The sequence below is a fragment of the Streptomyces sp. DSM 40750 genome (genome assembly GCF_024612035.1).
Taxonomy (GTDB): Bacteria; Actinomycetota; Actinomycetes; order Streptomycetales; family Streptomycetaceae; genus Streptomyces.
The window spans coordinates 3,254,231-3,267,745 of record NZ_CP102513.1; the positions used below are offsets into that span (position 1 = coordinate 3,254,231).

Annotated in this window: 10 protein-coding genes; 4 read left to right on the forward strand and 6 right to left on the reverse strand. The window is 69.0% G+C overall.

The window, feature by feature from the left end; translation table 11 throughout:
• Positions 1-123: 123 nt before the first annotated feature.
• Genes JIX55_RS14525 through ctaC form a run of 3 tightly spaced genes read right to left on the reverse strand, consistent with a single transcriptional unit; the run spans position 124 to position 3,253 of the window.
• The gene (locus JIX55_RS14525; protein WP_257563730.1) at positions 124-522 is read right to left on the reverse strand and encodes a cytochrome c oxidase subunit 4; all 399 of its coding nucleotides are present in this window, start codon (positions 520-522) and stop codon (positions 124-126) included.
• The gene (gene ctaD, locus JIX55_RS14530) at positions 519-2,264 is read right to left on the reverse strand and encodes an aa3-type cytochrome oxidase subunit I (RefSeq protein WP_257563731.1); all 1,746 of its coding nucleotides are present in this window, start codon (positions 2,262-2,264) and stop codon (positions 519-521) included. The genes JIX55_RS14525 and ctaD overlap by 4 nt, the downstream gene beginning before the upstream one ends.
• Positions 2,261-3,253 carry an aa3-type cytochrome oxidase subunit II gene (gene ctaC, locus JIX55_RS14535; RefSeq protein WP_443046417.1) on the reverse strand — a complete coding sequence of 331 codons (993 nt, stop codon included), beginning with the start codon at positions 3,251-3,253 and terminating at the stop codon, positions 2,261-2,263. The genes ctaD and ctaC overlap by 4 nt, the downstream gene beginning before the upstream one ends.
• 281 nt (positions 3,254-3,534) lie before the next feature.
• Between ctaC and JIX55_RS14540 the strand changes: the two genes are divergently transcribed.
• Positions 3,535-4,917, forward strand: a complete 1,383-nt coding sequence (locus tag JIX55_RS14540) for a cysteine desulfurase/sulfurtransferase TusA family protein (RefSeq protein WP_257563732.1) — start codon at positions 3,535-3,537, stop codon at positions 4,915-4,917.
• Positions 4,918-5,050: 133 nt separating this feature from the next.
• Here the strand turns inward: JIX55_RS14540 and JIX55_RS14545 are convergent, their stop codons facing one another.
• Positions 5,051-6,025 (reverse strand): carbohydrate kinase family protein, encoded by a 975-nt coding sequence (locus tag JIX55_RS14545; protein ID WP_257563733.1) that lies wholly within the window; start codon positions 6,023-6,025, stop codon positions 5,051-5,053.
• A 135-nt stretch (positions 6,026-6,160) separates the two neighbouring features.
• Here JIX55_RS14545 and JIX55_RS14550 point away from each other — a divergent pair, with 135 nt between their 5' ends.
• Complete coding sequence (locus JIX55_RS14550; RefSeq protein WP_257563734.1) at positions 6,161-6,370, forward strand: hypothetical protein; 210 nt, start codon at positions 6,161-6,163, stop codon at positions 6,368-6,370.
• 114 nt (positions 6,371-6,484) lie between these two features.
• Positions 6,485-8,233, forward strand: coding sequence for a hypothetical protein (locus tag JIX55_RS14555; protein ID WP_257563735.1), 1,749 nt, complete (start codon positions 6,485-6,487; stop codon positions 8,231-8,233).
• Positions 8,234-8,354: 121 nt separating this feature from the next.
• Here the strand turns inward: JIX55_RS14555 and JIX55_RS14560 are convergent, their stop codons facing one another.
• Positions 8,355-8,711, reverse strand: coding sequence for a HesB/IscA family protein (locus tag JIX55_RS14560; protein WP_257563736.1), 357 nt, complete (start codon positions 8,709-8,711; stop codon positions 8,355-8,357).
• 349 nt (positions 8,712-9,060) lie between these two features.
• Here JIX55_RS14560 and nadA point away from each other — a divergent pair, with 349 nt between their 5' ends.
• Positions 9,061-10,245, forward strand: a complete 1,185-nt coding sequence (gene nadA, locus JIX55_RS14565; protein ID WP_257563737.1) for a quinolinate synthase NadA — start codon at positions 9,061-9,063, stop codon at positions 10,243-10,245.
• Positions 10,246-10,367: 122 nt separating this feature from the next.
• Here nadA and JIX55_RS14570 read toward each other — a convergent pair whose 3' ends face one another.
• Complete coding sequence (locus JIX55_RS14570; protein ID WP_257563738.1) at positions 10,368-13,484, reverse strand: efflux RND transporter permease subunit; 3,117 nt, start codon at positions 13,482-13,484, stop codon at positions 10,368-10,370.
• Positions 13,485-13,515 lie beyond the last annotated feature (31 nt).

A 13,515-nucleotide genomic window follows, 5' to 3' on the forward strand; every position in this document is an offset into this window, starting at 1 on the left:
ACGTAGGAACGCTCGTCAAGCGCGGCGCGCCGGGTGACCCGAGTGAGTTACATCCGGCGTGGCAAACGGGGGAAGCCCGGACCTCCTGTCGGAGTGTCCGGGCTTCCGTGCGCTCGGCGCGTGTTACTGGTTCTGGTTCTCGCCGCGGTAGTACTCGAAGACCCAGCCCCACAGACCGATCAGGATGATCGGGGCCGAGAAGTACAGCAGCCACCAGCCGAAGACGACGCCCATGAAGGCGAGCGCGCCGCCCACCCCCAGGGCGAGGGGCTGCCAGCTGTGCGGGCTGAAGAAGCCCAGCTCACCGGCATCGTCCGCGACGTCGGCCTCCTTGTCGTCCTGCGCGCCCACGTCGACCCGCCGGGCCGTGAAGGCCAGGTAGTAGCCGACCATGATGCACAGGCCGAAGGCCAGGAAGAGCGCCGTGGTACCGGCGGGCTCCTTCGACCACACGCCATAGACGATCGCCATGGCGAGGACGAAGACGCTCAGCCAGATGAACATCTTGCCCTGGATCTTCACTTGCCGGCCTCCTTGCCGATGCCGCTGCTCGCCAGCTCGCCGGCGCCGTGACCGCCGTGCGCGAGCTGCTCGAGCGCGGCGATCTCCGGGTGGTGCAGGTCGAACGCCGGGGATTCGCTGCGGATCCGCGGCAGGGTGAGGAAGTTGTGCCGCGGCGGCGGGCAGGAGGTCGCCCACTCCAGCGAACGGCCGTAGCCCCACGGGTCGTCGACGCCGACGGGCTTGCCGTACTTGGCGGTCTTCCACACGTTGTAGAGGAACGGCAGGATCGACAGACCGAGCACGAACGAGGCGATCGTGGAGATCGTGTTCAGCGCGGTGAAGCCGTCGGCCGCCAGGTAGTCCGCGTACCGGCGCGGCATGCCCTCGGCGCCCAGCCAGTGCTGGACGAGGAACGTGCCGTGGAAGCCGATGAACAGCGTCCAGAAGGTGATCTTGCCGAGGCGCTCGTCGAGCATCTTGCCCGTCATCTTCGGCCACCAGAAGTGGAAGCCGGAGAACATCGCGAACACCACGGTGCCGAAGACCACGTAGTGGAAGTGCGCCACCACGAAGTACGAGTCGGAGACATGGAAGTCCATCGGCGGCGAGGCCAGGATGACACCGGTCAGACCACCGAAGGTGAAGGTGATCAGGAAGCCGGTCGCCCAGAGCATCGGTGTCTCGAAGGACAGCGAGCCCTTCCACATCGTTCCGATCCAGTTGAAGAACTTCACACCCGTTGGCACGGCGATCAGGAACGTCATGAAGGAGAAGAACGGGAGGAGCACGCCGCCGGTGACGTACATGTGGTGCGCCCACACCGTGACGGAGAGGCCGGCGATCGCGATGGTCGCGCCGATCAGACCCATGTAGCCGAACATCGGCTTACGGGAGAAGACGGGGATGACCTCGGAGATGATGCCGAAGAACGGTAGAGCGATGATGTACACCTCTGGATGGCCGAAGAACCAGAAGAGGTGTTGCCAGAGCAATGCGCCGCCGTTGGCCGCGTCGAAGATGTGGGCACCGAACTTGCGGTCCGCCTCCAGGGCGAACAGCGCGGCCGCGAGGACCGGGAAGGCGAGCAGGACCAGGACACCGGTCAGCAGCACGTTCCAGGTGAAGATCGGCATGCGGAACATGGTCATGCCGGGCGCGCGCATGCAGATGATCGTGGTGATGAAGTTGACCGAGCCGAGGATCGTGCCGAAGCCGGAGAAGGCCAGACCCATGATCCACATGTCGGCGCCGATGCCCGGGCTGCGGACCGCGTCCGACAGCGGGCTGTAGGCGAACCAGCCGAAGTCGGCCGCGCCCTGCGGGGTGAGGAAGCCACCGACCGCGATCAGCGAGCCGAAGAGGTACAGCCAGTACGCGAACATGTTCAGCCGCGGGAACGCCACGTCGGGCGCACCGATCTGCAGCGGCATGATCCAGTTGGCGAATCCGGCGAACAGCGGCGTCGCGAACATCAGCAGCATGATCGTGCCGTGCATCGTGAACGCCTGGTTGAACTGCTCGTTGTTCATGAGCTGGTTGCCCGGACGGGCCAGCTCGGCACGCATCAGCAGCGCCATCACGCCGCCGATGATGAAGAACGCGAACGACGTGACCAGGTACAGCGTGCCGATCGTCTTGTGGTCGGTGGTCGTCAGCCACTTCACCACGACGTTGCCGGGCTGCTTGCGCCGTACCGGCAGCTCGTCTTCGTACGAGCCCTCGGCGGCGGCAGCACCCTGAGGTTCGTTGAGGATGCTCACAGTTGGTTCGTCTCCCGGTTCTTCTCGTGGCTCGTCTGCTCAATGCCGGCCGGGACGTAACCGGTCTGACCCTTCTCCGCGAGCTCCTTGAGGTGCTGCTCGTAGCGCTCGGGGGAGACGACCTTCACGTTGAAGAGCATCCGAGAGTGGTCCACGCCGCACAGTTCGGCGCACTTGCCCAGGAAGGTGCCCTCCTGGTTGGGGGTGACCTGGAAAGCGTTGGTGTGGCCCGGGATGACGTCCTGCTTCATCAGGAACGGCACCACCCAGAAGGAGTGGATGACGTCACGTGAGGTGAGGACGAAGCGGACCGTCTTGCCCTTGGGGAGCCAGAGGGTCGGGCCGGGGTTGCCGGTCTGCGGGTTCTCGTCACCGGGGATGCCGCAGGTGTAGACGCCGCCGGCGCTGTCCGGGAAGTCCTTCTTGAACCGGTCCGGGATGGCGGCCAGGTTCTCGTCGGTCTTCGCGTCGCCTTCGGAGCCGTCGACGTTCTCGATGTAGTTGAAGCACCAGCTCCACTGGAAGCCGACCACGTTGACCGTGAGGTCGGGCTTCTTCGACGTGTCGAGGAGCTTCGACTCGTCGCGGGCGGTGAAGTAGAAGAGCACCGAGACGATGATCAGCGGGACAACCGTGTACAGCGCCTCGATGGGCATGTTGTACCGGGTCTGTGGGGGAACTTCGACCTTGGTGCGGCTACGCCGGTGGAAGAAGGCACTCCACAGGATCAGGCCCCAGACCAGTACGCCCGTGGCGAGCGCGGCGGCCCACGAGCCCTGCCACAGGGAGAGGATCCGCGGAGCCTCTTCCGTGGTCGGGGTGGGCATACCAAGGCGGGGGAAGTCCTTGTATGTGCAACCGGTGGCGGTCGCCAGGACCAGGCCCGCAGTCAGTGCCTGCAGCAGCTTCCGCCGCATCGGGCGCCGCGGCATGGGGGTACCACCCGCGCCCTTCAGGCAGCGGGGGAGGTCGGAGCCGTTGGGACTCACGTAGCGCCTTCCCGAGAGTCTCGCCCGCGCGGTATGGCTGCGGCCTTCTCGCTGGTCGGTCGCCGCCCTGCGACGGGCAGGGGTTTGGATGTTTATGCGGACCAAACCCTACTGGACGCGTTTTGGGGTCGCGCGGGGAGGGGGGCCCAACACTCCGCGGGTCACGCCGGGCGCCTAATAGCTCGGGAGTTCGGATGATTTGGCGGGTACGGGTTCGTTGTGGTTGTTCGCGCAGTTCCCCGCGCCCCGTGAATGACACCCGGAGGCTTTAGCGTTGCCCTGTGGCCTACTTCGACGCTGCTTCCTCCGCCCCCCTTCATCCCGTTGCCCGGCAGGCATTGCTGGCTTCTCTGGACGAGGGGTGGGCCGATCCCGCCCGTCTCTATCGGGAAGGGCGGCGGGCACGGTTGCTGTTGGACGCCGCCCGGGAAGCCGCCGCCGAGGCCGTGGGGTGTCGGGCTGACGAGTTGGTGTTCACGTCGTCCGGTACGCGGGCCGTGCACTCCGGGATCGCGGGGGTGTTGGCGGGGCGGCGGCGGGTCGGGGGTCACCTGATCGTGTCTGCGGTCGAACACTCTTCGGTGCTGCATGCGGCGGAGGTGCATGAGGCCGGGGGTGGGACGGTCACTCAGGTGGCGGTGGGTCGTACCGGGTCGGTCTCCGCGGCCTCGTACGCCGACGCCCTGCGGGCCGACACCGCGCTCGCGTGTCTGCAGTCGGCCAACCACGAGGTGGGGACCGAGCAGCCGGTGGCCGAGGTGGCGGAGGTGTGCCGGGCGGCCGGGGTGCCGTTGCTGGTGGACGCGGCGCAGTCGCTCGGGTGGGGGCGGGTGAACGGGGACTGGTCGGTGTTGACCGGCAGTGCCCATAAATGGGGCGGTCCGTCCGGGGTCGGACTTCTCGTCGTACGGAAGGGTGTGCGGTTCGCGGCGCAAGGGCCCGTCGACGAGCGGGAGTCGGGGCGGGCCGCCGGCTTCGAGAACATCCCGGCGATCGTGGCGGCCGCCGCCTCGCTGCGGGCCGTACGGGCGGAGGCGGACGCGGAGGCCGTACGGCTGCGGGAGTTGACGGAGCGGATCCGGGCGCGGGTGCCGTCGCTGGTGCCGGACGTGGAGGTGGTGGGGGACCCGGAGCGCCGGCTCCCGGGGGTCGTCACCTTCTCCTGTCTCTATGTCGACGGGGAGACATTGCTGCACGAGTTGGACCGCGAGGGCTTCTCCGTCTCCTCCGGTTCCTCCTGTACGAGCAGCACGTTGACGCCCAGCCATGTGCTGCGGGCCATGGGGGTGCTCAGCGAGGGGAACGTACGGGTGTCGCTGCCGACGGGGTCGGTGGAGGAGGACGTCGAGCGGTTCCTGTCGGTGCTGCCCGGGGCTGTCGCGACGGTCCGGGAGAAGCTGGGGGCTCCGGCCCCCGCGACCGTCGTACGCGAGGACGTCCTCGTCCTCGTCGTGGACGCCCTCGGCAAGCGCTGCCCGATCCCCGTGATCGAGCTGGCCAAGGTCATCGGCGACGTCCCGGTCGGCGGCACGGTCCGCGTCCTCTCCGACGACGAGGCGGCCCGCCTGGACATCCCGGCGTGGTGCGAGATGCGGGGCCAGGAGTACGTGGGCGAGGAGCCGGCGGAGCGGGGCTCGGCGTATGTGGTGCGAAGGCTGGGCTGAGAGGACCCGAGTTCCCGCGCCGCGAAGGAGGCCGCAGGCCTCCGAGGGGCGCGGGAACCGCGCGGGCAACCACATCGAACCCGCGGCCGACAACTCACCGACCGCGGCGGACGAGTAGTCGCGGAGGCCGGCCTCAGCCGAGGTGAGCCCGTACTTCCTCAGCGGCAGCGTGCCCGTACGCCTTCGTGAACCGGTCCATGAAGTGCGCCCGACGCAGCTGGTACTCCTGCGTACCCACCGTCTCGATCACCAGCGTGGCGAGCATGCACCCGACCTGCGCGGCCCGCTCCAGCGAGACGCCCCACGCGAGCCCGGACAGGAAGCCCGCGCGGAAGGCATCGCCGACCCCTGTGGGCTCGACCTTCCGCTCCTCCTCCGGGCAGCCGACCTCGATCGGGTCGTGCCCGTCCCGCTCGATGCGGACGCCCTGCGCACCGAGGGTGGTGACCCGGTGCCCGACCTTCGCGAGGATTTCGGCGTCCGACCAGCCGGTCTTGGACTCGATGAGCCCCTTCTCGTACTCGTTGGAGAAGAGGTACGTGGCGCCGTCCAGCAGTATCCGGATCTCGTCGCCGTCCATGCGGGCGATCTGCTGGGAGAAGTCCGCGGCGAAGGGGATGCCCCGGGAGCGGCACTCCTCCGTGTGGCGGAGCATCGCCTCCGGGTCGTCCGCGCCGATGAGGACGAGGTCGAGACCGCCGACGCGGTCGGCGACGGTCTTCAACTCGATGAGGCGGGCCTCGCTCATCGCGCCCGTGTAGAAGGAACCGATCTGGTTGTGGTCGGCGTCCGTGGTGCACACGAAGCGGGCCGTGTGCAGCGTCTCGGAGATGCGCACGGATGTGGTGTCCACACCGTGCCGGTCGAGCCACGCGCGGTACTCGTCGAAGTCGGAGCCCGCCGCGCCGACCAGGATCGGGCGCGTGCCGAGCTGTCCCATGCCGAACGCGATGTTCGCGCCGACACCGCCGCGGCGTACGTCGAGCTGGTCGACCAGGAAGGAAAGGGAAACCGTGTGCAGTTGGTCCGCTACGAGTTGGTCGGCGAAGCGGCCCGGGAAGGTCATCAGATGATCGGTGGCGATGGAGCCGGAGACTGCGATACGCACGGCGAGGACACACTCCTGCGAAGGGAGAGGGGATTGACAGTTCACGCTACCGGGTCGTCCACGCCCTCCGAAGCAGGCAAAACTACCCGATAGTAGGGCTTTCTTCGTAGGGTTCGCGGTGCATACGGTGCCGTTATGACGAACCCCAAGATCCACGGCACCGTTCCGTTCGACCCGGACGGCGGCCTCGCGGCGCTGCGCGGCGACTGCGCCCGGATGGTTCCGCACTGGGCGGCCCCCGCGAAGGTCATTACGGCTCCGGTGTCCCCTTCACTCATTCACGGGGTGACGGTGCCGGCGACCTCCGCGCGGCTCGTGGACGCGATGTCCGACTACGGCGACTGAGGGGTCCGGCCGGGCTTTCCGCCCCGGACAGGGAACCGTCGGCTCCTCTGCCGCGTCCCATCGCTGTCCCCCGTAGAGGGGATGCGGTGTACGACCAGCCGAAGGAGCGATGCGGTGAACTCCGAGCGACCCGACAACCCCGAGAACCCGGACGAGGGCCCCGAGCCCGACGCCTCCGAGGAGCTCAGGGCTGCCGGGGATGACGTCACCGAGGCCGATGCGGGCGGCAGGGCCGACGAGGCCTCCGCGACCGCGGAGAGCGACGTGGACGAGGGCGCCGGCTCCGAACCTTCCGAAGGTGAGGACGAGCGTGCCGTAGCCGGTGACGCCGACAAGGACGAGGGCGAGGGCGAGGGCGGCAGCGACGACGGCCTTCACGTCGTGGGGGTCGGCGGTGCCGAGCGCCCGCGCCGACGGCGCTCCCGCGTGGCCGTGGCCTCGGTGGCCGCCGCGGTGCTGCTGGTCGGGGGTGGCGGGGCGCTCCTCGCCTCGACCTCTTCCGGTGGGGCCGGGAACTCCGGCTCGCCCGGCGGTGACGGCACTCCCCCGCCGCTGGCGCTCGACGGCTACACCGACGGCGGTTCGAACGGCATCGCTCCTGGTGAGCCGAACCCCAACGGGGTGACCTACCGCGCCGACGGCGACCTGCCCGACGGCCCCGGCTCGGCTCCCGTCTACCCCGTCAAGGGCGACGTGACGGCCGCCGAGGTGACCCGGCTCGCGAAGGCGCTCGGCGTGGAGGGCAAGCCGACGGCCGAGGGCGAGGCCTGGCGGGTCGGGAACGCCGGGGACGGTTCGGGACCGGTGCTCCAGGTCGACAAGCAGTCGCCGGGGACGTGGACGTTCAGCCGGTTCACGCCCGGCACGGACAACTGCCAGAAGGTCGACGTCTGCACCTCCCGCACCGCCGAGAGTGGCGCCCCGGTGAGCGAGGCGGCGGCCAAGAAGGCGGCGGCCCCGGTGCTCAAGGCCGTCGGCCAGGACGACGCCAAGCTCGACGCCACCCAGCTCATGGGCGCCGTACGTGTCGTGAACGCCGATCCCGAGGTCGGTGGGCTGCCCACGTACGGCTGGGCGACCGGCATCCAGATAGGCGCCGACGGCCAGGTGGTCGGCGGCAGCGGCAACGTGAAGACGCCGGTGAAGAGCGACACGTATCCCGTCGTCGACGCGGAGCGGGCGCTGGAGCTGATGAACGGCTCGGGTCAGGGTGTCGGCACCGGGCGCGAGGGCATCGGCGGCTGCACCGGTCCCGTACCGCTGGCCGGTGAGAACAAGGCGGTCGGCGAGAGCGGGACGGTCGTGGCGGACGAGACGCCGTGCGAGCCGGTCACCACGCTGCCGAAGCCGGAGGCGGTCACCGTCGAGAACGCGGTGTTCGGGCTCGCCTCGCACCATGTGGACGGCCGGCCGGCACTGGTGCCGTCCTGGCTGTTCGAGGTGCGGCCGACAGGGACCGAGGACACCTTCACGGTGACGCATCCGGCGATCGACCCGAAGTATCTGTCCTCCCCCGGGCCCCGGTCGGAGCCGACCGAGGAGCCCGGCGACCCGGGCGACGCGCCGTCCACCGGTCCGTCGCGTGACGTGCGGGTCGAGGGCTACACGGTCGACGGCGACGAGTTGACCGTGACCTTCTGGGGCGGGGTGTGCAGCGACTACTCGGCTTCGGTGAGCGAGGAGTCGGGCGAGGTGACGGTGGCCGTGACCGACACCCCGTGGGAGGGCAAGGTCTGCATCATGATCGCCAAGGCGGTGGAGCGGACGGTGCAGCTCGACGAACCGCTGGGCGACCGGAAGGTGGTCGGGTCGGACGGCAAGGCGATCCCGGAGGGCGCGATCGCGGAGCTGGAGCCGCGGTAGACACCGCCGCCGCGGCAGGCGGCGGCTGAGGCAGTACGAAGGCGGCGTCCCCGTCGGAGGGGGACGCCGCCTTCGTCGTACTCATCGCCTGTACGCGTACGGCTGCCGCGTGGGCGGGGACTCAGCTGAAGGAGTCGCCGCAGGCGCAGGAGCCCGTCGCGTTCGGGTTGTCGATGGTGAAGCCCTGCTTCTCGATGGTGTCGACGAAGTCGATGGTGGCGCCGCCCAGGTACGGGGCGCTCATACGGTCGGTGGTGACCTTCACGCCGTCGAAGTCCTTCACCACGTCGCCGTCGAGCGAGCGCTCGTCGAAGAAGAGCTGGTAGCGCAGGCCTGAGCAGCCGCCGGGCTGAACGGCGACGCGCAGCGCCAGATCGTCACGGCCTTCCTGGTCGAGCAGGGCCTTGACCTTGGCCGCGGCGGCGTCGGTCACGATGATGCCGTCGGTGACGGTGCCGGTCTCGTCCGATACGGACATCTACATCTCTCCCGGGTTGTACGGAGACTGCTTGCCGACGAGTGCAACCGCCGGAGCCCCGGATTCATTCCGGGCCGCGCGGATTTCCTACGCGTCTCTCTTCATGCTCGCACATGGCCCGTGAAGTGGGCACCGGGTCGCTGGGGGCTGTGGACAACCCCATAGGAGGACCGCGCGTGAGGCCCTCCGATGCGGCCGTCGGGATTCATGTCACATCGACACTATGGGCATCGTCAAAGTGACGTGAAGCGGTTATCATAGATAGCGTCAATTCGACGAAAAGGATAGCCCGAATGTCCCGCCGACCCTCCCCCGGGCGGCGAGCCGCAGAACAGAAAGGGTGCGTGCCGTGACCACCGCCCAGACCCAGGAGCTCGACGTACAGCCGACGCCCCTCGCCCTGCTGCTGCTCGGCCGCGAGGCCGACCCGAGGAGCGAGCGCGGCGTCGAGTGTCCCGGCGATCTCCCCTCCCCGTCCGACCCCGACCTGGTGGAGCGCGCCCGCGCCGCCAAGGAGAAGCTCGGGGACAAGGTCTTCGTGCTCGGGCACCACTACCAGCGCGACGAGGTCATCCAGTTCGCGGACGTCACGGGCGACTCCTTCAAGCTGGCCCGGGACGCGGCGGCGCGGCCCGAGGCCGAGTACATCGTCTTCTGCGGTGTGCACTTCATGGCCGAGTCGGCGGACATCCTGACCGGTGACGACCAGAAGGTCGTCCTGCCGGACCTCGCCGCCGGGTGCTCCATGGCCGACATGGCCACCGCCGAGCAGGTCGCCGAGTGCTGGGACGTGCTGGCCGAGGCCGGGATAGCCGAGCAGGTCGTGCCCGTCTCGTACATGAACTCCTCCGCCGACATCAAGGCCTTCACCGGCAAGCACGGCGGCACGATCTGCACCTCGTCGAACGCGAAACGGGCCCTTGACTGGGCCTTCGAGCAGGGTGAGAAGGTCCTGTTCCTGCCGGACCAGCACCTGGGCCGCAACACCGCCGTGCGGGACATGGGCATGTCGCTCGACGACTGTGTCCTCTACAACCCGCACAAGCCGGGCGGTGGCCTCACGGTCGAGCAGTTGCGGGCCGCGAAGATGATCCTCTGGCGGGGGCACTGCTCCGTGCACGGCCGCTTCAGCGTGGAGTCCGTGAACGACGTCCGGGAGCGGATTCCGGGGGTGAACGTCCTCGTTCACCCCGAGTGCAAGCACGAGGTGGTGGCGGCGGCGGACTACGTCGGTTCGACCGAGTACATCATCAAGGCGCTCGAGGCCGCCCCCGCCGGTTCCAAGTGGGCCATCGGCACCGAGCTGAACCTCGTACGGCGGCTGGCGAACCGTTTCGCGCCCGAGGGCAAGGAGGTCGTGTTCTTGGACCGGACGGTCTGCTTCTGCTCCACGATGAACCGGATCGACCTGCCGCACCTGGTGTGGGCCCTGGAGTCCCTCGCCGAGGGCAACCTCGTCAACCGCATCGAGGTGGACAAGGAGACGGAGGCGTTCGCGAAGCTGGCGCTTGAGCGGATGCTGGCGCTTCCGTAGACGTCGGCAAGGGGGTGCCTCTCGCGTTGAGGGGCACCCCCTTTTTTTTGTCGCCTTTTCTGTCGCCCCGGTGGGGGCTGGTCGTGCGGTTCCCCGCGCCCCTGAAGGGGCGCGGGTACTCGCTAGACCCCCGCCGGTTCCGGCGTCTCCGACTCCGTCGGCTCAGCCGGCGTACCCGCCCGCTTCAGGGCCTTCTTCTTCGCTCGGCGCTCCTTGCGGATCTCGACCATCGTGTAGAGGGTCGGGACCAGGAGGAGGGTCAGCAGCGTCGAGGTGATCAGGCCGCCGATGACGACCACGGCCAGCGGCTGGGCGATGAAGCCGCCCTCGCCCGTGACGCCGAGGGCCATGGGCAGCAGCGCGAAGATCGTCGCCAGCGCCGTCATCAGGATGGGACGGAGACGGTGGCGGCCGCCTTCGATGACCGCCTCCACCGTGCCGTAGCCCTGGCGGCGGTACTGGTTGATCAGGTCGATCAGCACGATCGCGTTGGTGACGACGATGCCGATGAGCATCAGCATGCCGATCATCGCGGGGACACCCATGGGCGTGCCGGTGATGATCAGAAGGCCGATCGCGCCCGTGGCCGCGAACGGGATCGAGACCAGCAGGATCAGCGGCTGGATCAGGGACCGGAAGGTCGCGACCAGCAGCATGAAGACGATCGCGATCGCCGCGAGCATCGCCAGACCCAGCGAGGCGAAGGCCTCGTCCTGGTCCTCGGAGACGCCGCCGATGTCGGCGGTGGCGCCCTCGGGGAGCTTGAGGGCGTTCAGCTTGGCGGTGAGGTCGGTGCTGACCGCGCCGGTGTTGTCACCCTTGGGCTTCGCCGTGATCGTCGCGGCCCGCTGGCCGTCGATCCGGGTCATGGAGACCGGGCCGTCCACCAGCTCGACGTCCGCGATGTCGCCCAGCTTCACCGCGCCCAGCGGCAGGTCCCGCAGTTCCTGGAGCGTCTCGGCGGGGTTCGCCGACTTGATGACGACGTCCCGCTCGGTGTCGTCGAGGATGGCACGGCCGCTGGTCGTACCGCGTACGGCCTGGGCGACGGCCGCGCCGAGGGTCTGGTCGTCGAAGCCGGCCGCGGCCGCCTTGTCGGTGGCCCTGACCGAGATGCGGGGCACGCTCTGGGAGAGGTCGCTGGTGACGTCCGTGACGTTGTCCATGGTCGAGACCGCGTCGCGGACCTGCTCGGCCGTCTTGCGCAGGACATCGGCGTCGGCGGCCTTCACGACCACGCTGAGGTCCTGGCTGCCGAAGGCGTCGCCGACCGCGACGGTCGTCGTACCGATCCCGGAGAGCCCGGCGAGACCCTTCTCGATCGTGTCCTGGACGTCCGCGGCGGTGGCCGAGTCGTCCAGCATGACGCTGTACGACGCCTGGTTGGAGTCGGTGCCGCCGCCGAACGCGGCCAGGAAGCCGGAGGAGCCGATGGTGACCTGGTAGTCCTTGACGCCCTTGGTGTCGGCGAGCAGCTTCTCGACCTTCTTCGTCTGCTCGTCCGTCGCCGCGAGGCTGGTGCCGGGCTTCAGCTCCTGCTTGAGGCTGAGCACTTCCTGGTCGCCCGGGTCGAAGAAGTTCGTCTTCAGCAGCGGGGCCATGCCGAACGTGCCGAGCAGGACGGCGACCGCGATGGCCACGCTGGTCAGCCTGCGTCGCGTGGCGAAGCGCAGAACGGGGACGTAGAAGCGCTGGAGACGGCTCTTCGCCTCCTTCTCCTCGGCCTTCCGGCGCGCCTCCTCGGCGTCCTCGGGCGTGCCCTTGGGGGCGCGCAGGAACCAGTACGACAGCACCGGGACCACGGTCAGCGAGACCAGCAGGGAGGCCAGCAGGGCCGCCGTCACGGTCAGCGAGAAGCTGCCGAACAGCTCGCCGACCATGCCGCCGGTCAGGCCGATCGGGAGGAAGACCGCGACCGTCGTCAGGGTGGACGAGGTGACCGCGCCGGCGACCTCGCGGACCGCCTTGAGGATCGCCTCCTCGCGCTCCTCGCCGTAGCCGAGGTGGCGCTTGATGTTCTCCAGGACGACGATCGAGTCGTCGACGACCCGGCCGATCGCGATGGTCAGCGCGCCGAGCGTCAGCATGTTGAGGGAGAGGTCGCGGGTCCACAGGACGATCAGTGCCAGGACCACCGACAGCGGGATGGACACCGCGGTGACGAGGGTCGAGCGGATCGACGCCAGGAAGACCAGGATGACCAGGACCGCGAAGAGCAGACCCAGCGCGCCCTCGGTGGTCAGTCCGTCGATGGACTTGGAGACCGCCGGGCCCTGGTCGCTGACCACGGTGACGGTGGCGCCGGAGCCCAGGTCCCGGCGCATGGCCGGCAGTTCGTCCTCGACGGCCTCGGAGATGGCGACGGCGCTGCCGTTGCGGTCCATGGTGACCATGACCGCGAGGCTCGGCTCACCGTTCGTGCGGGTGATGGAGTCGGCCTTGGCCTGCTCCTCCTTGACCGCGGCGACATCGGCGAGGCGTACGGGCTTCTTCGCGCCCTCGCCCCGCACCATCAGGTCCTCGATCTGCTTCAGCGAGGTGTAGCCGCCGCCGACCTGGACCGTGCGGTTGGCGCCGTCCTCGTCGAAGGAGCCCGCGGGGACGGTGACCCCACCGGCCTGGAGGGCCTGGGAGAGGGCCATCGTGGTCAGGCCCGCCTTCGCCAGCTTCGCGTCGTCGGGGGTGACGGTGACCTGGAGATCCCGTACACCGTCGACGGTGACCTGGCCGACGCCGTCGATGCCTTCCAGGGTCGGCACGACCGTCCGGTCGAGCTCGTCGGCCAGGGCCTGCTGGTCCTGGTCGGAGGCGACGGCGAGGACGACGGTGGGCATGTCGTCGGTCGAGCCCGCGATCACCTGCGGGTCCACGTCGTCCGGGAGCTGCGCCCGGACCCGGTTGACGGCCTGCTGGACGTCGGCGACGAGCTGGTCGGTGCCGGGTCCGTAGTCGAAGGACGCCATGATCAGGGCGTTGCCCTCGCTGGCGGTGGAGGTGACGCCCGTGATGCCGTCGACGGCTTCGAGGCTGTCCTCGATGGGCTCGACGACCTGCTTCTCGACCACGTCCGGGGAGGCGCCCTGGTAGGGCGCGAGCACGGACACCATGGGTAGTTCGATGGTGGGCAGCAACTGCTGCTTGAGCTGGGGTATCGCGATCGCCCCGAAGACGAGCGCGATGATCGACATCAGACCGACGAGGGCCCGTTGTGCGAGGCTGAACCGAGACAGCCAGGACATGGGTCAGGGTCTCTCTTCTGTGGCATGAGCG